This is a genomic window from Caballeronia sp. NCF2 (genome assembly GCF_023631205.1).
Lineage (GTDB): Bacteria > Pseudomonadota > Gammaproteobacteria > Burkholderiales > Burkholderiaceae > Caballeronia > Caballeronia zhejiangensis.
Genome location: NZ_JALQDN010000008.1, coordinates 19459 through 38676, shown reverse-complemented (window position 1 = coordinate 38676; position 19218 = coordinate 19459). Strand labels below are relative to the sequence as shown.

Genomic DNA, 19218 nt, shown 5'->3' with positions numbered 1-19218 from the left:
CCCGGTCCGCGAGGACCGGGTTTTTTTATCGCCTCTCAATCCTGAAATCCACCTCCCCCGGCCTTCCTTCCAGCGCCAGCGTCGCGCGCACGGCCGGACTCCGGCTCACCACCTTTCCGCGCCTGACAACAACCGTTCGCGCCGCCCGCAGCCGAATCGCTTCGACAGGATCGCGCGCATCCAGCACCACGCAATCCGCGTTGCAGCCCACTTCGATGCCATACCCTTCGAGCCCGAGAATCCGCGCAGGATTTTTCGTGACCGCATCGAAGCACGCGCGCATCGCGTCGACGCCCGTCATCTGCGCGACGTGCAAGCCCATGTGCGCGACGTCGAGCATGTCGCCCGAACCCAAGCTGTACCACGGATCCATCACGCAGTCGTGCCCGAACGCGACCGTGATGCCCGCCGCCATCAGTTCCGGCACGCGCGTCATGCCGCGCCGCTTCGGGTAAGTATCGGAGCGCCCCTGCAACGTGATGTTGATGAGCGGATTCGCGATCGCATTCACGCCCGCCTCGCGCATCAGCGGAATAAGCTTGCTGACGTAGTAGTTGTCCATCGAATGCATCGACGTGAGATGCGAGCCGGTGACGCGTCCATGCAAGCCGAGCCGATGCGTCTCCGCAGCGAGCGTTTCGATGTGGCGCGACATCGGATCGTCGGACTCGTCGCAGTGCATGTCCACGCGCAAGCCCTGCTCCGCCGCGTATTCGCACAGCAGTTTCACCGATGCCGCGCCGTCCGCCATCGTGCGCTCGAAGTGCGGAATGCCGCCGACGACATCGACGCCCATCGCGATCGCGCGCTTCAGATTGTCGAACGCGCCCGGGCTGCGCAACACGCCGTCCTGCGGAAACGCGACAAGTTGCAGATCGAGATACGGCTTCACGCGCCGTTTCACTTCGACGAGCGCTTCGACGGCCAGAAGCCGCGGATCGCACACATCGACATGAGAACGGATCGCGAGCAATCCGCGCGCGACGGCCCAGTCGCAGTACTGCAGCGCGCGCTCGACGAGCGCTTCCTGCGTGAGATCCGGCTTCAATTCACCCCATAGTGCGATGCCTTCGAGCAGCGTGCCGGACGCATTCACGCGCGGCAGGCCGTAGGAAAGCGTCGCGTCCATATGGAAGTGCGCGTCGACGAAAGGCGCAGTGACGAGCGAGCCGTTCGCATCGATTTCCTCGCGCGCGGTGGCCGCAAGATGTCGCTCGATCGCGGCGATGCGCCCCGCCTCCATGCCGATGTCGACGAGTTCGCGCGAGTGAGCGAGCGCCGCGCGGCGAATGATCAAATCCATGTGCGAAACCTCCGTGCCGGGCTGTTCGTCCGATTGTATCGGGACATAAAAGCCGTGCGGAGGCGCGATTCAACCCGTCAATCGATGACGGCCGACGATCGCGAAACTGAGCGGCAGCGAACCGCGCGGCATCGTGCGTTCCGTCGTGCGCTCCGTCTCGTGCGCAAGCGGATGCGCGTCGAATACGCCGAGGCGATTGCCGCTGTGCGAACCGCGCCGCGCCGCACTCGGCATGCGATGACGCACGCGCGCGCCGCCGGGAAAACATATCGCGTAGCTGTCGAAGCGCCCGCCGTCTTCGGTGCGCTCGATCCAGCCGACGCCCGCCGCGACGCCGCTTTCATCGACGGCGGCGGCGATCGCGTGAATCGACGGATCGTCGAACGGATCGGCGCGCGAATCGTCGATACCCGAAGGGGAAAACAGCGCGAGCCACACGCCTTGGCGCGCGGCATAGGCGAGCTTTGCGGCGATGAATCGACAGTCGAGCGCGGCATCGCCCTTCCGCGATTCGAGCGCGATGACGGCGACACGAAACGATGCGGCATCCAAGTGGAACTCCCGATGTGACGAGTGAGTATCCTCATTGAAGCGCTCGGCAATCGATAAGTAAAATGAATGTTTCGACGTGTTCGATCGCCAAATGGAATTAAAACTCCTGCGCTCCTTTCTCACCATCGCCGAATTGCGTCATTTCGGCCGTGCCGCCGAAGCGCTGCACTTGAGCCAGCCTGCGCTCAGCAAGCAGATTGCGTCGCTCGAAGAAAGCCTCGGCGCGCGCCTCTTCGAACGCGGACGCCACGGCGCGGATCTGACGACGTTCGGCGCGGGCTTCATCGGCGATGCGCAAGCGCTCGTGCGCGACGCCGACGCCGTGCTGGCCCGCGCACGCGAAGCCGCGAGCGGCGCGCGCGGATTTCTGCGCGTCGGCTTGTGCCTGTCGACGCTCACGCATGTGCCGAAGCTGATCGCCGAATTCGGCGCGCTGAATCCTGACGTGAGCATCACGCTGCACGATCTCTCGTCGCAGGAACAGACGCGCCGCATCCTCGCGAACAAGCTCGATGTCGGATTCATGCGGATGCCCGCGAGCGCCGGGCTTTCCGGCTTCACCGTGCTCGATGAAACGCTCGCGCTCGCCGTGCCCGAGCACACGCGCTACAAGCGTCTGCCCGCGAATCTGAACGAACTGAACGAACCGGGATTCATCGCGCTGTCGCGTGGGCGCGGGCCGGGGCTTGCTGCGCAGATCGATCGCTGGTGCGCGGAGCACGATTTCGCGCCGCGCGTGATTCAGGAAGCGGACGATATCCAGTCCGTGCTCGCATCGGTGGCGGGCGGCGTGGGCGCTGCGTTCCTGCCATCGCGCGCGCAGTACTTGCTGCGCGATGCGCGCGTGCTGACATTGCGCGATCGAGCGGCGCGCTGGCGCGTCGGACTTGCATGGCAAGACGAACGCGACGACACCGTCACGCGCCGCTTCGTCGCGTTCATGAAGGCGCGCGTGAAAGCGCTGAAGGCGCGCGCTACGCTCGATGCGTGAGCTTGGCGAGCAGCATCGCTTTGACGTCGGGCCATTCGTCGTCGATGATCGAAAAGCGCACCGAATTGCGCTTGCGGCCATCGGGCATGATGCGCTCGTGCCGCACGATGCCTTCCTGTTTCGCGCCGACGCCGAGTATCGCCGCGCGCGATTTCGCATTGAGCTCGTCGGTGGTGAACTGCACGCGCACGCAACGCATTGCTTCGAACGCGTGCGCGAGCAGCAGAAACTTCGCTTCCGTGTTGATGCCCGTGCGCTGCGTCGATGCCGCGAGCCACGTATGTCCGATTTCGAGCTTGCGGTTCACGCGGTCGATCTTCCAGTAACGCGTGCTGCCGACGACGCGCGCATCGCTGGCGCGCACGATCACGAACGGCATCACGGTGCCGGCATCGCGGCCCGCGAGCGCGGTGTCGATATAACGATCGATGGTGTCTTCGTTCGGCACGACCGTCACGCTCAGATTCCAGAGTTCGCCGTCGGCGGCTGCATCGAGCAAGGCGGCGCGATCCTCGCGTTGCAGCGGACGAAGCTGCACGCGCTCGCCGTTCAAAGTCGGTTGGCTCATCGTTGGTTTTCAGTTTGCTCGTGAGCCGACATCATAATTCGCCGCGTCAGACATCGTCCGTTCCCGGCGCGGCCGCCTTCGAGTCGACATCCTCGTCGGGCGGCAATTCTTCGGGCGGCGCATCGTTGGCCGGCAGCGTGAACCAGAATCGTGCGCCGAGAATGCGCCCGTTCGCGTCCGCGCGATTCTCGACGCCGATGTGCCCGCCATGCGCCTCGACGATCGCGCGGCAGATGGCGAGACCGAGCCCGATGCCCGGTTGCGCCGATTCCTTCTCGCCGCGCGTGAACTTGTCGAAGAGACGGTTCTGCATGCCGGCCGGCACGCCCGGCCCTTCATCGTCGATGCACACGCGCACGAAGCGCGCATCGCCGTCGTGCGCGAGCGCCGCGCCGATGCGGATCGGCGTCGCGGGCGGCGTGTACTTCGCGGCGTTTTCCAGCAGGTTGGCGAAGAGACGCTCCATCAGCACGGCGTCGAGTTGCAGCAACGGCAAGTTCGCCGGCACGCGCGTCTGTACGGGACGCCCGGCGAGCACGCGGCGCGAACTCGCGAGCGCGGCGCCCACGGCTTCTTCGAGCATCGACCATTGACGATTCAGCCGGATCGCGCCCGCCTGCAGACGCGCCATGTCGAGCAGATTGATCACGAGGCCGCTCATGCGCAGCGCTTCTTCGTGGATCGCGTGCACGAGTTCCTGCGATGTCTCGCTCTGGCCGCCTGCTTCCCGCGCCTCTTCCTCCAGCACCGAAGCGAAGCCGACGATCGACGTGAGCGGCGTGCGCAGATCGTGCGATATCGCGGATAAAAGCGAGTTGCGCAGGCGCTCCGATTCCATGTTGACGAGCGCGTCCTGCGCGATTTCGACGTAATGCACGCGTTCCAGCGCAAGCGCGATCTGCGACGCGAACGTTTCGATCATGCGGCGCTGCTCGGGCACCGCGAGTTCGGCTTCGCGCCCGGTCACGAGCGCAAGCACGCCGCGCGTGCGCATCGGCGCCTTGAGCGGCAGATAGAGCGCCTGGGTCGCGGGCAAGGTCTCGGTGCCGCGTCCGGCCGGTTTCTGCTGGTCATAGACCCATTGCGCGATGTCGAGATCGAGACGCGCGGCATCGAGCGTCACATCGGGATTCGGTTCGTCCACTTTCTGCCGCACTTTCTCGGCGGCGTCGGGCAGGAGCATCGCGACCTTCGCCTGAAACACTTCCGCGACGTGGCGCGTGCCGATCTCGATGATCTGCTCGGTCATCAACGCGGCGCCGAGTTCCTTGGTCATCGCGTACATCGCGCCCGTGCGCCGCTCGCGTTGCGATGCGATGCGCGCCTCGCGCCGCAGACTGGACGTCAGATGGCTGATCGTGAGCGAGGTCAGCAGCATGACGAGGAACGTGAGCAGATACTGCGTGTCCGTCACGGAGAAAGACAGCTCGGGCGGCACGAAGAAGAAGTCGAACGCGGCGACCGACAGAAACGACAGCATCACGCCGGGACCGCGCCCGAGCCGCACGGCCGCGAAGATCACGCCGAGCAGATAGAGCATCACGAGATTCGTGATTGCGAACTGACGGGCGGCGAGCATGTCGGCGACGAGCGTGATGCCGCCGCCGATCGCGAGCGCATGAAGATAGGCGCGCGGCGGCGAGTGCGCGCCGTCGCGCCAGGTGCCGAACGCTTGCGTGATCGTGCGGCGTGGCTCGTCGCGTGTGCCGGTCGACACGAGCGTCACGTCGATATCGGATCCTTGCCGGATGATGCGCTCGCTCACCGGCCGAGCGATGAGACGCCGCCATCCCGCGCTCGCCGACGCGCCCGCCACGAGCTTCGACACGTTGCGCATGTGCGCGTAGTCGATGAGCGTCGCGGCGGCATCGGCGCCATCGAGCGTGACGGTTTCCGCGCCGAGTTCGGAGGCGAGCTTGAGCGCGTCGAGCGTGCGGCGGCGCTGATCGTCGGAGAGGCGCTGCAGCTTCGGCGTCTCGACGTACACCGCGAGCCAGTCGGCCTTGAGCGCCGTGGCGAGCCGCGCGGCCGCGCGCACGAGCGTCGCGCTTTCCGGTCCCGGGCCGATGCACGCGATGAGCCGTTCGCGCGCGCGCCAGATGCGTTCGATCGACTGATCGGCGCGGTATTCGCGCATTTGCGCGTCGACGCGATCGGCCGTGCGGCGCAAGGCGAGTTCGCGCAGCGCGATCAGATTGCCCTTGCGAAAAAAGTTGCGCACGGCGTGCTCGGCCTGCGCCGGCAGGTAGACCTTGCCTTCGCGCAGACGGTCGAGCAGTTCTTCGGGCGGCAGGTCGACGAGCGTGACTTCATCGGCGAGGTCGAAGATGCGATCGGGCACGGTCTCCCAGACGCGAATGCCGGTGATGCGCCCGACGATGTCGTTGAGGCTTTCGAGGTGCTGGACGTTGACGGTCGTATAGACGTCGATGCCCGCGTCGAGCAGTTCTTGCACGTCTTGCCAGCGCTTCATGTGGCGCGAGCCGTGCACGTTCGAGTGCGCGAGTTCGTCGACGAGGATGAGTTGCGGTTTTCGGGCGAGCGCGGCGTCGAGGTCGAATTCGGCGAGCAGACGTCCGCGGTGTTCGATGCGCGCGGGCGGGAGCGTTTCGAGGCCTTCGACCAGTGCAAGGGTTTCCTTGCGGCCATGCGTTTCGACCAGGCCGACGACTACTTCCACGCCTTCATCGCGGCGGCGGCGTGCGGCCTGCAACATCGCGAAGGTCTTGCCTACGCCCGCCGATGCGCCGAAGAAAATCTTCAGTCTGCCGCGCTCGCGTTTTTCTTCCTCGCGGTGGAGTTTGTCGAGGAGTTCTTCTGGGGTTGGGCGGGGCATGGTTTTTTTGGGGTTCTTGCTGGCGCTTGTTGTGGTGGTTCGCTTGCGATTTCGCTGGATCCCGTTTTCGTGTCGGTCTGTTAGCACTGCCCCTGTGCGGGGCGGCACTCACTTTCTTTGCTGCTGCAAAGAAAGTAAGCAAAGAAAGCAGCTCCCGATACGCCCGCGGTCACACGCAATTTGGGTAGTCCTCTCGTCCATCGTGGGCTGCCTAACGAGTGCCCTCAGACACCTAATCGGGCTTGGCTCGCGCACGGTCTGTCACATCGCACCACACACCAAACTGGTTCAGCACCATATAGCTCCAGCCCGCTTCGCGGCCGACCGGTCAATCGGGTCTGCGCGTGCTTCTCTACTAACGTCTCCATCTCACCGCAAGTGCCGCACGTTGGTTTCCCTTGCATACCCGGCGGCAGCGCGTAGCGCTGTGCCGAAGCTCTTTCGTGCTGAACCAGCGCGCTCGACGCATTCGGGCGGCAGACCGCGCGCGATCCAAACCCCGTTAGTCCTTTGAGGGCACTCTTTAGGCGAGTGCCACCTTGGACGAGAGAACTACCCAAATTGCGTGTGACCGCGGGCCTGAAAAGCTGCTTTCTTTGGTTACTTTCTTTGCAGCAGCAAAGAAAGTGACTGCCGCCCCGCACAGGAGCAGTGCTAATAGACCGAGAGCAAAACGGGATCCGGCGAAACCAAGCCAAGCGCCCCCAACTACTCCCCATCCAACGCAAGATTCAATTTAAGCACATTCACCCGAGACTCTCCGAGCACTCCAAACTGCCTCCCGCTAGTAGCTTGAGCGACAAGCGCTTCGACGCGAGCCACCGACATCCCCCGCGCCTTCGCGACCCGCGAAACCTGATACGCCGCAGCCGCCGGACTGATTTCCGGATCGAGCCCGCTCCCGGACGAAGTCACCAGATCGACGGGAACGGCCGCCTCATTCCCCGGATCGGCATCGTGCAAGGCGGCAATGCGCGCTTTGATCTCACCGGCGAGCGCCGGATTGGTCGGTCCGAAATTGGAGCCACTAGAACTCCCCGCGTTATAAGGATTCGGCGCAGTAGCCGACAAACGCCCCCAGAAATACCGAGGCGCATCGAACTGCTGCCCGATGATCTGCGAGCCCACGAGACGCCCATCGCGCTCGATCAAACTCCCATTCGCCTGATGCGAAAACGCCGCCTGTCCGATCGCGGTGACGACCGCCGGATACACCACGCCCGTCACGACAGTCAACGCGACGAACAACACCAGCATGGGACGCAACAGATTCTTCATGATGTTCAACTCCAGCCAAGAGCGGTAATGACCATATCGATGAGCTTGATGAACGGAAACGGCAACACGATGCCGCCCAGCCCGTAAATCAGCAGGTTCCGTCGCAACAACGACGCGGCGCCCAAAGCGCGATACTTCACGCCCTTCAACGCGAGCGGAATCAGAAACACGATGATGAGCGCATTGAAGATCACCGCCGACAGAATCGCCGACGATGGCGACGCCAGATGCATCACGTCCAGCACGCGCAACTGCGGATACGTCGTCGCAAACGCGGCCGGGATGATCGCGAAGTACTTGGCGACGTCGTTGGCGATGGAAAACGTCGTCAGCGAGCCGCGCGTCATCAGCATCTGCTTGCCAATCTCCACGATCTCGATGAGCTTCGTCGGGTTCGAATCGAGATCGACCATGTTGCCCGCTTCCTTCGCGGCCTGCGTGCCCGTGTTCATCGCCACCGCGACGTCGGCCTGCGCGAGCGCGGGCGCATCGTTGGTGCCGTCACCCGTCATCGCGACGAGACGCCCCTCGGACTGATGCGCGCGGATCGTCGCCAGCTTCGCTTCCGGCGTCGCTTCGGCGAGAAAGTCGTCGACGCCCGCTTCCGCCGCGATGGCAGCAGCCGTCAGCCGGTTGTCGCCCGTCACCATCACCGTCTTGATGCCCATCTTGCGCAGCTCCGCGAAGCGCTCCTTGATGCCGCCCTTCACGATGTCCTTCAGCTCGATCACGCCCAGCGCGCGCGTCGTATCGTTCACGCGCTCGGCCACCACGAGCGGCGTGCTGCCGCGCCGCGCGACTTCATCGACGGCATGCTGCACTTCCTGCGGAAAACGTCCGCCGCGTTCTTCGACGTAACGCTTCAACGCATCGGCGGAACCCTTGCGGATCTCCCGATTCGGCAGATCCACGCCGCTCATGCGCGTCTGCGCGCTGAACGCGAGAAAGGTCGCGTGCAACGTCGCCATGTCGCGCTCGCGGATATTGAAGCGCTGCTTCGCCAGCACGACGATGCTGCGGCCTTCCGGCGTTTCATCGGCGAGCGATGCGAGTTGCGCCGCGTCCGCGAGATCGCGCTCGGCCACGCCGGGCGCCGCCACGAACGTCGACGCCTGGCGATTGCCGAGCGTGATCGTGCCGGTCTTGTCGAGCAGCAGCACGTCGACGTCGCCGGCCGCTTCGACCGCGCGGCCCGACGTCGCGATCACGTTCGCCTGCATCATGCGGCTCATGCCCGCGACGCCGATCGCGGACAGCAGCCCGCCGATCGTCGTCGGAATCAGGCACACGAGCAGCGCGACGAGCGCGGTGATCGTGACGACGTGGCCCTGCTTCGCCGCCTCGACGGAGAACATCGAGAACGGCAGCAGCGTCGCGGTCGCGAAGAGCAGCACGAGCGTCAGCGCGACGAGCAAGATCGTCAGCGCAATTTCGTTCGGCGTCTTCTGACGCTTCGCGCCTTCGACCATCGCGATCATGCGGTCGAGAAACGCCTCGCCCGGATTCACCGATACGCGCACGACGATCCAGTCGGAGAGCACGCGCGTGCCGCCCGTCACCGACGAGAAATCGCCGCCCGACTCGCGGATCACCGGCGCGGATTCGCCCGTGATCGCGGATTCGTCGACCGACGCGACGCCTTCGATCACGTCGCCGTCGGCGGGAATCACGTCGCCCGCTTCGACGAGCACGACATCGTCGCGGCGCAATTCCGTGGACGTCGTGATGCGGATCGGCGATTTCGGATGCGGCTCGTTGAGCTTCTTCGCCATCACGTTGTGCTTCGCCTGGCGCAGCGATGCCGCCTGCGCCTTCGAGCGCCCTTCCGCGAGCGCTTCGGCGAAGTTCGCGAAGAGCACCGTGAACCACAGCCACAGCGCGATCGCGAGGATGAAGCCCGCGGGCGCTTCCGCCTGGCCGGCGAGCGCGGCGAGCCAGAGCACCGTCGTCAGAATGCTGCCGACGTAGACGCAGAACATCACCGGATTGCGCAACTGCGTGCGCGGCGCGAGCTTCCTGAACGAATCGACGATCGCCGGCTTCACGAGCGCCGGATCGAACATCGAACGTGCCGCTGTGCGCGCCTGCCCGAGATTCTCCGGGCGATGCAGCGGCGTTTGATTCTCTTGATTCATGCTGTCCTCGGAAATCAATGGCTTGCGGTCATCGTGACGTGCTCGACGATGGGCCCGAGCGCGAGCGCCGGCACATACGTGAGCGCGCCGACCAGAAGGAGCGTGCCGAGCAGGAGCACGACGAAGAGCGGTCCGTGGGTCGGCAAGGTGCCCGCTGTCACGGCGAGACGCTTCTTCGCGGCGAGCGAGCCAGCGATGGCGAGGATCGGAATGAGCGAACCGAAGCGGCCGAACCACATCGCGATGGCGAGCATCGAGTTATAGAACGGCGTGTTCACCGAAAGGCCCGCGAACGCGCTGCCGTTGTTGTTGGCGGCGGAGCTGAACGCGTAAAGCACTTCGGAGAAGCCGTGCGCGCCCGGATTCGCGATGCCCGCCGTGCCCGCCGCGCTCAACACGGCGATCGACGTGCCGAGAAGCACCAGCAGCGGCGTAAGCAGAATGACGATGGAGACCATCTTCATCTCGAACGATTCGATCTTCTTGCCGACATACTCGGGCGTGCGGCCGATCATCAGACCCGCGACGAACACCGCGAGCAACGCGAACGCGAGCATGCCGTAGAGACCGGAACCGACGCCGCCGAAGATCACTTCGCCGAGCTGGATCAGCAGCATCGGCACGAGGCCGCCGAGCGGCGTCAGCGAATCGTGCATGCTGGACACCGCGCCGCACGATGCGGCGGTCGTCGCGACCGTGAAGATGCCCGATTGCGCGATGCCAAGGCGCGTTTCCTTGCCTTCCATGTTGCCGCCGGCCTGTAGCGTGGACGCTTGCGTATCGACCTTGAGCGACGCATAAAGCGGATTGCCGGCCTGCTCCGATGCAATCTCGCCCCAGCACGCGACGGCGAACGCGATGGTCATCGCCGCGAGCACGGCATAGCCCTGACGCCTGTCGCCGACCGTGCGCCCGAACACGACGCACAGCGCAGCCGGGATGATCAGCATCGCGAGCATCTGCATGAAGTTCGAGAACGGCGTCGGGTTCTCGTACGGATGCGCGGAGTTCGTGTTGAAGAAACCGCCGCCATTCGTGCCGAGCATCTTGATCGCTTCCTGCGAGGCGACGGGGCCCATCGGCAGCGTCTGTTTGTCGGCCTTGAGCGTCTGCGTGACGGGCTTGCCTTGCGCGTCGGTGGATTGCGTCTGATATGTGGTGACCTGCAGCGTCGATACGTCCTGATACGCCTTGAAATTCTGGATCGCGCCCTGGCTCACGAAGACGAGCGCGAACACGACGGCAAGCGGCGCAAGGATGTAGAGCGTCGTGCGCGTGAGGTCGACCCAGAAGTTGCCGATGGTCTGAGCGCTATGCCGCTTGAAGCCGCGAATCAGCGCGATGACGACCGCGATGCCCGTCGCCGCCGAGAGAAAGTTTTGCACGGTCAGGCCGAGCATCTGCGCGAGATAGCCGAGCGTGCTTTCGCCGCCGTAGTCCTGCCAGTTCGTGTTAGTCACGAAGCTGATGGCGGTGTTGAACGCGGCATCGGGCGTCATGCCGGCCATGCCTTGCGGATTGGCGGGCAGCGTGCCCTGCAGGCGCAGCAGCGCATACAGCACGAGCGCGCCGAGCACGTTGAAGAGCATCACGGCGAGCGCGTAATGCTTCCATGACATCTCGGATTCGGGATCGACGCCGGCGATGCGATAGAGCATCGATTCGATCGGGCGTCCGATCTTGCGCACGATAACGGACGATCCGTCGAGCACGTTCGAGATATAGCGGCCGAGCGGAATGGCCAGCGCAATCAGCACGACGATGAAGAGCGCCGTCTGCATGAAGGTGTTGGCGTTCATTCGAGATCCTCCGCACGCAGAAGCGCGTACACGAGATACACGAAGAGCAGCAGCGTGGAAGCCGCCGCGAGCCACAGCATCCAGGCGCTCATGGACGCCCTCCCGTCGCGCGGCGGCCGAGTCGCTCGCAGCCGCGCGTGAGCGCCACGCAAAGTCCCCAGAACAGGACGATGCCGGCGAGGTAAATCAGGTCCATTTTGGTGTTCTCCCCTTGTGCGGTTCAGGACAAGGTGGAGATTAAGAAAATGGACGTAAAGGGCGGGAAAAGAGTGGGAGGCGGGGTGTAAAAATGGTGTAAAAAAACGCCCGCCTTGGATAGGCGGGCGCTAATGCTTCGTGCTTTGCGTGAGTGAGCCCGAGTCGATCTGATCAACCGGGCGTCACATCACACGAAAGTTCCGCATAAAGACCACATAGAGCACAGGCAACAATGGAATGGCGAGGATCATCAGCGCGCCATCTGCCGCCACGGTCACGGGCGTCGCCAGCAGGATGACTTTCTTCGCATTGGAGTAATGCTGCTCCCTGACGGAGACTTCATAAGACTGGTTCAGCAGCATGGGATTGACCTTCGACCGGTCGAAACCTTTCGCGTCATATCGCCGCCCGCTAAGCCTGAACGAGAGAGACCGGCGTTGCGGATCGATTCCAAGATTTCCCAGTTCCTCCTTCTGCTCTTCGCTGAAGCTCGCCGCCTTGTCGAGATTCAAGACGAAGGAACCGCTGACATTGCTGTCTCCGTCTACGTAGAACTGATTGACATCTGCGGTCATTCCGGCGTGAAAGGGTGACTGAAGGACATCCACGAAGTGATCCGGCGCATCGAAAATATAGTGATAATTCTTACCAAGAAACACTAGCGTCTTCTGGTCTGCCGAGATAAGCACACTGCTTATCGTTTCCGCGTACCTGTAGTAATCGGGCGACTTTGCTTCCTCGTTCAATCCGGATGTCAGGCACCCGCTGAGAGCGAAAGGCATCGATACCGTGAGGGCAATAAACTTTCTTCTTTTCATTTGACGTCCTTTGACCGCATCGCCGCCTGTCGTTGGTTCAAACAATCAGCGCGATCAATCGGCGTTCGTCGCGACCAACCTCTTGCAATCCATCCACTGCACACCCGATGCCGTCAACCGGTCATGCAACCAGGGCACCGCAACCTGCGCCTTCGGATGAATATCGTGGAAGAGAATGATCCCGCGTCGCCACAGCAGCATGAGCGTGAGCACGCGCTGTTTGACTTCATCCGCGCTCACCTTCTCGTTCCAGTCTTGCGAATCGATATTCCAGAGCGCCACACGCAGGCCTTGCGATGCGAAGAAGTCGCCGCTGTCCGCTCGGCGTTGACCATAGGGCGGCCTGAAGAGCGGAACGAAACTGTCCGGCAGATTCGCCTGCGCCAGCCCGATGCTCCGCGCCACCGACTCTTCCCACGACGGCCAGGTTGCGTGCGAACGATGCTCCCAGCCATGCGCGCCGACGCACATGCCGCGATAGGCATACGCCATCGACGACGCACCCGCCTGCTGCAAGCGCGCTTGCAACCGCGTCCCGAGCGTGAAGAACACGCCATTCAAGCGAGCGTCTCGCAACGTCCGCAGCAACGCGTCGGTTGTGCCGCCGGCGGTGGTCGGGCCATCGTCGAAGGTGAGCAGGAAGGTGCGGTCGGCGAACTCGTTGCCGTCGATCTCTCGCGACGAATACGTGTCGATCTCACTGCTGACCTTCGGAAAGAGCGCGGCCAGTCTCAGCAGTTCGTCGAGATACGCCTTGTGAAACGTCCGAGCCTGCGATGACCACGCGCGATACGGACTATCCGCCGGGACTGCGAAGGCTTTGGCCGCGTTCACGAAGTCAGCCTCGCCATGCACCTTTACGCAAAACGGAGCACTCGGCGTGCAATTCGCCGAAGCGGTCAGATAGTTTCCGGTCAGACGCTTCCAGTAACGGCCCCGGATACGATCGACCGATGCCCGATCGAACGATTTCACCTTCAGCCGGCTCTGCAACTCGGCGTCTGACAGTTGTTCGCTATCGGCCAGCGCTTTGCCGAATGCGAGAAGTTCGGCGCGCGAAGCGAGATCGAAGTTCTCTGTACTATCGATGGATATCGGCCACGTCCCGCGATCGCCGATGGCGACCGAAACCGGACCTGCCGCGTGCGACGACATCGCGGCGAATGCCATGAGCATCGCCGCGAGAGCTTTCTTGTACATGTGATGAGCGATGCGGGCCCCGGCGCGATGCCGGGGCCTGGATTGAACGGATTCAGCGATTGCTGACGCGCGTAATGGCGGCGTCGTAGACCGGATTCGACTTTTCGCGTCGCGCTGCGCGGTAGTTGCTCGATGCGTCGGTGAACTGGCCGGCGTCCTCATAGATGCGGCCGATGTTGTAGTACGAACTGGCGCGGACCGTCGCGGCCGTCGCTCCATTCGCGAGCGCGATCGCCTTGCGATTGGCCCAGATGGCTTCGGCAGCACGTCCGGCCTTCTGGAAGGCGAGCCCGAGATTGCTGTACGCCTGGCCGAATTCCGGATTGAAGCTGATCGCCTCGCGGTACAGCCAGATAGCGTCGTCGAAGTTGCCTGCGTGATAGGCACGCTCGCCGTCCTTGTTGATCAGGCTCGCGCGGGCCGCGTCGACATAGTCCTGATTGGCCGGCACGATTCTCAACTGCTCGTCGTTGTAGTTGTCGATGGTGCCGAGCACCTCGCTCGCTCTGACCGTCACGCCGCGCATGGTGTTGATGTCCTGCATCTCGCCCTCGCCGTTGACGCGGAACACGGTCCACAGATTGCCCGCCTGACGCGGCACGCTGAACGTTCGAACCAGCGACTGGCCGACATACACGAACACCCTTGCCTCGCTGTTCGCAAGCTCCGACGACGCGGGGTTGCTCTCGTTGCTGAAATCGTGCACGGCGAAGACGTAGGTCTGGCCGGAACGCTTGTGATCGAGCGTGATGGTTTCCGGACCGTAGCTATCCGTGTGGTCGACATCCAGATTGGCGTCGTCCCCGGCTTGGTGTTGAAAGTAGACGTGATTCTGCGGATAGGACACGTGCAGATCGAGATCGCGCGGGCGCTGTCCCCATGTAAGCACGACGCGCATGCCATCCAGATTCTTCATCACCGGACTCAGCGCATAAGACAGTCCAGCGCATGGGCACTTGGCGACCAGACCGGAATAACCAGCCTTCTTGATGATCAGAAGCACCTTGCTGTCATTCGCCATATCGGCTGGAATCTGCGCAGCGCCTTGTGCATCACTCTGGATACGAACCGACTGGGCGCCGTCCTTTTGAAGAATGACAGTCGCGCCGGATATCTTTTAGGAGTAGACGGTTGATTGATGTTGGACATTGCTTTTGCTTCATTACGATGGATGAAGCGATTCATCGCATCGCTATTTCTTCGGATACCGAATCATGAAAGCATAGCAATCGCCGATTCGCTCGATCTAGCAGCCGATGCGCAATTTCTTCAAATTTCCGCAAAAGCCATACGGCACCGTGGACAACAGCGCAGCGTGCTGCAATGCTCGCGACCGGACATACGAAAGGACCGCACACTCGAGGCAAGCATCATGGAACCAACCGAACATCAACTAGACGTGCCTCAAATCAACACCGAGATACAGTCGCCCACGCTCGAACCGGACGTCGCTCTCTTCGTCGGAAAGAACGCGAAGTACTACGCGTACAAATGGTCCTTTCTGAACAAACGCGGGCAGCCAAGATGTACATGGAACGGAGCCGCGTTCGTGATCGGTCCAATTTGGCTCGTCTATCGAAAGATGTACTGGCAAGCTGGAGCGTTGTTCGCGGCTGCTGTCCTGCTTCGGTTCGCCGTCGGTTCGCTGGGAGATGGGGCTGGCGGCTTTGTGTCGTACGCGATTTCGTTCGCGCTGGGACTCTCCGGCAATCTTCTCTACCGGGAACATGTGCTAAGGAGCATCGGCAAACTTCGCAACCAGGGTTCATCCGGCAGCGCGCTGGAATACGAGCTGTGCCGCAAGGGCGGCACGAACGCCGCGGCGGCATGGATGCTCGCGCTTCTGATGATCGTGGTTCTGGGCATTGCCCTCTTCGGCTGACGGTGTGTCGGGGATGGGAGTGGCTTTGCTGCAAGCGTTTGAAGCAAAATGTCACCCGCCCTCAACCATCACCGCCACACCCACGCACACCCACTGCACGACCGCAAGCATCACGCTCGCCCTGAGCAGTCGAGTCACGCCGCGCACCCGTGCATCGAGCGGCCGGCCGGCACGCGATGCAGCGGTCCATCCGAGCTCGATCAGCACGCGGTCGAGATCATCGAGCGTCGAAGATTCCATTGCGGCAAGCGTGGCGAACAACTGTCGGTCGATGACGATTCGCACCATTAGCCACGAAGCGCCTATGCCCGAACATGTGCTGATGAGCGCGATCAGCGTTCGCACGTAATGCAAATGCTCGCAATGAATGGCGACACCGCACCCCACGCCTGCCGCTGCCAAGGCGACCGCGCACGCACAGCAGCCAGCATCGAGCGCACCACGCGCCGCCGCGATGAAATAGGCTTTCATCCTTGTCTTCCATGAACCGTGCAATGGTCGATCCAGTCCTGCAGCAACGCGACGGTGTCCTTCGACCAGACCGCGCGACGCTGCGCCGACCGCACAGCCAGAAGTGCCGCGCGTGCATCGTGCAAACCTTGCGTCTTCGCGATCCACGCCGCCGCGCACAGCACGCTGCGCCCATAACCGAGCGCACAGCAAACCAGCACATCGCGCCCGTCGCGATGCAACTCACCGAGCGCCTCGACAGCCGCGTTCAGACGCAGCAGAGTCGGCGGCACGAGATCCAGAGGCGGCACGCATAGGTACACATTCGATTGATCGAGCGCGATCCAGCGCGGCATCTCGGCCGTCAGATCGAGCAATGCATCGAAACCATGCTGCCGCCATTCGCGAGGCGTCGGCGTGCGACCGATGGAAACGCCGGTCGCAACGCGAACAGGCGATGGCCTCTTGCGCGTCCATAACCGTGAGTTGATGAATGCGCCAGCGATAGCCGGAGCGAGCAGCAGACGGACGGCCAACGGAATGCGGCCCCGCTCGTCCTTCTGAAACGCGGCAGGCGAGCCTTGCCAATAAATCCACGCAACGCAAGCGAATGCCAGCGAAACCCATCCCGTGACAAGCGCGGCACCAACGGCATGCCGCACAAGGATCAACGCGAACGCGGTCAGCGCGACCGCGACGGTCGCATAGACGCCAGCTATCCGCCGGCTTCGCGCGCAAGGGAGCGCGGCGCCGGTCACATCGTCTGCGAGAGGAAAGAGAAATAGCGCAAAGGCACCCACCGCCGCGCCGGTCGGCACGTCGATCACATGGTGCTGCCATGTGGTCAGAACGGAAACACCGATCGCCATGAACCAGAGATGCAAGACCGCACGAGCAGCTTTGTTCCGCAGAACGCCCGCGTAGAACGTCCAAAGCACGATCAGCAATCCGATGTGCAGCGATGGAGCCTGGTTATACGGCTTGTCGATGCCCGTCAGGAGGTCGAATAGCACGCCGGTCACACCGCTCGAGACTGGCCGCTCGGCGCCGAAGCTCAACGGCCACGCGATGAAACATGCCACGGAGATCATTTGCACCGTGAAAAGCCTGCGGACGTGCGCGTGGAGCGCCGCGCGCCTGACGCACAACAGGAACGAGAGCGCGTAGAACACATCGATGGACCAATACGGCACGATGCTCCACGGCATGAACGGAATGGCCCGTTCCCATGCGAATGCGAAGGTGGGCACCGAGGCGCGCGTCGACGCCAGCCAGTTCGCGAAGGCGTATGTCGAAAAGAACAACGCGCCCATGATCGCGAGCCATCCGGATCGCAACATCAAGGAGGCGTCCCGTTCGCTTCGCGCACCGGCGACGGACAAGGCAGCGCTATTCATCAGGACGCGACGCGCTCGGCAAGCGTCACCGTGAAGATCCCCTTTTCATCGATGCGCTGCGTGATCTTGCGAAAGCCGGCGCGCGCGACGAGTTCGTCCATTTCCGCCTGCGAACGGCGACGCATGACCCACGCTGTCTCGCCACGATGATTCCCAAGCACGCGCGCAATGAATTCGAGCTGCGGATGCCACGGCTGTCCGGTATAGACGAGGTAGCCGCCAGGTTGCACGGCGCGCGCGAGACCACGGAGCGACTGTTCTATCGAAGCGTTGTCGCCAAAAAGCTCATACAGCCCTGACACGATCGCAAGCGTCGGACGGGGATCGAGCGCGGCGAGCGAGGCCTCGTCGAAGGCATCGCCTTGCTCGAAACGCGCAACGCTTTCGAGACCACGTTGCGCAATCAGAGCGCGTCCAGCATCGACGTTCGGCGCGCTGTAATCGCGCAACAGAATGTGCTCGGGCGACACGCCATCGCGACGGGTCACCGCGGCGATGGCGTCAAGGACATAACGGCCATGTCCCGCCGCGATATCGACGATCCGGACCGTCTCGCCCGAGCGCGTGATTCGCGTCATCGCCTCGGCGATCAACGCCTCGATATTGATCTTGCGCTGACGGATGCCCACCCAGCCAGGAGAGTCGAGGTAGTTGCGATCGATGTGCCGCCCCACACATCCGCGTCCCCTCGCTTCGTTGCGGTACACGTAGTCGAGCGTCGAGCCGGAATCGAACCCGAGCCGATGCCCAAGTGCAATGCCCTCCGAGAATGCGCCGCCCACCCGCAACCCCGCGCGCGCAGTCATCCAGTACAAACGCGCGAGCGGACTGGCGGGAGCTTGTTTCAACGCTTCGTATTCCGCATGAAAAGGTCCGCGCGTGTCGGCATCCACGAGCGAGACTCGCGCGCAAGGCGCCTCGAACTCACGCAGCAGAAACGCCCGCAGCGGCGCGAGCGCCTGCGCGCGGTCGCGTTCACCGAGCGTATCGTGATAGAAACCGGGCAGCACGATGCGCTCCTTGCGCGCCGACCCGAGCCGCTCGAAGAAGCGTTCCTGCGGTCCGCGATGCACGACCCAATCCGCACCCGAGATCAGCAGTTGCGTCGGCACGGTGATGGCGGCCGCATCGTCGACGATGCGCCTCGCCGTGTCGTGCAGGTCCAGCAGCATATTGACCGCGATCGGCCGCGTGATCAGCGGATCCGCGGCATAGCTCGCGATGCGCTCCGGATCGTGCGTCAAAAATTTTGGCTTCACATAGCTGTTCACATAGAACAGACCGCGAAGCTTGTGCATCAGACGCAATCCCGGACGTGCAAATGGCACGTACAGCTTGATATGAAACGCCGGCGATGCGAGCGCGAGACAGCGCACGGGCGGCGCATAATCGTGCGCCCAGGCCGCGGCCAGCACGGCGCCGACGCTCTGACCGACGACCGCCATGTCTTCGATGGCGACGCCATGAACGTCGCGGATGTGTTCGACGAAGCACTGGAGGTCGCGCACGCAAGCCGCTGCGTTCGGACTGTATCCGCGCGCGCCGGGCGAACGTCCGTGCCCACGCGCGTCCCACGCAAAGAAATCGTAGCCAGGCATGTCGAGTTCATCGACCAGATGCGCGACACGCGCCGAATGCTCGTGCCCCCGATGCAGCAGCACCACAGCGCCGCTGCGTGGCGCGCCCGCCGCGGGCCAGTGCCGATAGAAAAGCGCTTCACCGTCGTGAGTCGTGAAGCGCGCCTCTTGTGCGCGTCGAATAGTCGCTTGAGTCATGTGATTTTTGCCTTCGTTGTTTCGATGTTGCAGGTA

17 protein-coding genes are annotated in these 19218 nt (G+C 63.2%); 2 read left to right on the top strand and 15 right to left on the bottom strand.

Going from position 1 to position 19218, the window contains the following annotated elements:
* Window positions 1–25: 25 nt before the first annotated feature.
* The gene (locus tag NCS02_RS05345) at window positions 26–1303 is read right to left on the bottom strand and encodes an amidohydrolase family protein (RefSeq protein ID WP_008350489.1); all 1278 of its coding nucleotides are present in this window, start codon (window positions 1301–1303) and stop codon (window positions 26–28) included.
* 69 nt (window positions 1304–1372) lie between these two features.
* Window positions 1373–1855, bottom strand: coding sequence for a carbon-nitrogen hydrolase family protein (locus NCS02_RS05340; RefSeq protein ID WP_244807881.1), 483 nt, complete (start codon window positions 1853–1855; stop codon window positions 1373–1375).
* A gap of 91 nt (window positions 1856–1946) precedes the next feature.
* Here NCS02_RS05340 and NCS02_RS05335 point away from each other — a divergent pair, with 91 nt between their 5' ends.
* Window positions 1947–2846 carry a LysR family transcriptional regulator gene (locus tag NCS02_RS05335; protein ID WP_250434429.1) on the top strand — a complete coding sequence of 300 codons (900 nt, stop codon included), beginning with the start codon at window positions 1947–1949 and terminating at the stop codon, window positions 2844–2846.
* Here the strand turns inward: NCS02_RS05335 and NCS02_RS05330 are convergent.
* The 10 genes from NCS02_RS05330 to NCS02_RS05285 form a co-directional block, all read right to left on the bottom strand.
* Window positions 2830–3414 (bottom strand): GNAT family N-acetyltransferase, encoded by a 585-nt coding sequence (locus NCS02_RS05330; protein ID WP_250434427.1) that lies wholly within the window; start codon window positions 3412–3414, stop codon window positions 2830–2832. The two genes, NCS02_RS05335 and NCS02_RS05330, sit on opposite strands and share 17 nt — an antisense overlap.
* A 46-nt stretch (window positions 3415–3460) precedes the next feature.
* The gene (locus tag NCS02_RS05325) at window positions 3461–6250 is read right to left on the bottom strand and encodes a DUF4118 domain-containing protein (RefSeq protein ID WP_250519356.1); all 2790 of its coding nucleotides are present in this window, start codon (window positions 6248–6250) and stop codon (window positions 3461–3463) included.
* A 708-nt stretch (window positions 6251–6958) separates the two neighbouring features.
* The gene (kdpC, locus tag NCS02_RS05320) at window positions 6959–7528 is read right to left on the bottom strand and encodes a potassium-transporting ATPase subunit KdpC (protein WP_250439503.1); all 570 of its coding nucleotides are present in this window, start codon (window positions 7526–7528) and stop codon (window positions 6959–6961) included.
* 5 nt (window positions 7529–7533) lie between these two features.
* Window positions 7534–9663 (bottom strand): potassium-transporting ATPase subunit KdpB, encoded by a 2130-nt coding sequence (gene kdpB, locus NCS02_RS05315; protein ID WP_051996808.1) that lies wholly within the window; start codon window positions 9661–9663, stop codon window positions 7534–7536.
* 14 nt (window positions 9664–9677) lie between these two features.
* Window positions 9678–11462 carry a potassium-transporting ATPase subunit KdpA gene (gene kdpA / locus NCS02_RS05310; protein ID WP_250519355.1) on the bottom strand — a complete coding sequence of 595 codons (1785 nt, stop codon included), beginning with the start codon at window positions 11460–11462 and terminating at the stop codon, window positions 9678–9680.
* A complete protein-coding gene (kdpF, locus tag NCS02_RS05305; RefSeq protein WP_008350504.1) occupies window positions 11459–11554 on the bottom strand; it encodes a K(+)-transporting ATPase subunit F in 96 nt (31 codons plus the stop codon). Before kdpF ends, kdpA begins: the two co-directional genes overlap by 4 nt.
* Window positions 11551–11658, bottom strand: a complete 108-nt coding sequence (locus tag NCS02_RS05300) for a potassium ABC transporter ATPase (RefSeq protein WP_193788594.1) — start codon at window positions 11656–11658, stop codon at window positions 11551–11553. The genes kdpF and NCS02_RS05300 overlap by 4 nt, the downstream gene beginning before the upstream one ends.
* A 184-nt stretch (window positions 11659–11842) precedes the next feature.
* A complete protein-coding gene (locus NCS02_RS05295) occupies window positions 11843–12478 on the bottom strand; it encodes a YidX family protein (protein ID WP_250501904.1) in 636 nt (211 codons plus the stop codon).
* Between the two features lie 54 nt (window positions 12479–12532).
* A complete protein-coding gene (locus NCS02_RS05290; protein WP_250519354.1) occupies window positions 12533–13678 on the bottom strand; it encodes a polysaccharide deacetylase family protein in 1146 nt (381 codons plus the stop codon).
* A 52-nt stretch (window positions 13679–13730) separates the two neighbouring features.
* Entirely contained in the window at window positions 13731–14699 is a 969-nt protein-coding gene (locus tag NCS02_RS05285) for a YfaP family protein (protein ID WP_250519353.1), read from the bottom strand.
* Window positions 14700–14816: 117 nt separating this feature from the next.
* Here NCS02_RS05285 and NCS02_RS05280 point away from each other — a divergent pair, with 117 nt between their 5' ends.
* Window positions 14817–15560: a DUF2628 domain-containing protein gene (locus tag NCS02_RS05280; RefSeq protein ID WP_250519377.1), complete on the top strand. Its 744-nt coding sequence runs from the start codon at window positions 14817–14819 to the stop codon at window positions 15558–15560.
* A 51-nt stretch (window positions 15561–15611) separates the two neighbouring features.
* On the opposite strand, the gene NCS02_RS05275 is transcribed toward NCS02_RS05280, so the two are convergent.
* From NCS02_RS05275 to NCS02_RS05265, 3 genes are read right to left on the bottom strand one after another with little or no spacing between them, the layout of a single operon-like run.
* Window positions 15612–16031, bottom strand: a complete 420-nt coding sequence (locus NCS02_RS05275; protein WP_250519352.1) for a hypothetical protein — start codon at window positions 16029–16031, stop codon at window positions 15612–15614.
* Entirely contained in the window at window positions 16028–17350 is a 1323-nt protein-coding gene (locus tag NCS02_RS05270) for a phosphatase PAP2/dual specificity phosphatase family protein (protein WP_502800864.1), read from the bottom strand. Before NCS02_RS05270 ends, NCS02_RS05275 begins: the two co-directional genes overlap by 4 nt.
* A gap of 56 nt (window positions 17351–17406) precedes the next feature.
* Window positions 17407–19182, bottom strand: a complete 1776-nt coding sequence (locus NCS02_RS05265) for a bifunctional alpha/beta hydrolase/class I SAM-dependent methyltransferase (protein ID WP_250456471.1) — start codon at window positions 19180–19182, stop codon at window positions 17407–17409.
* Window positions 19183–19218: the final 36 nt, after the last annotated feature.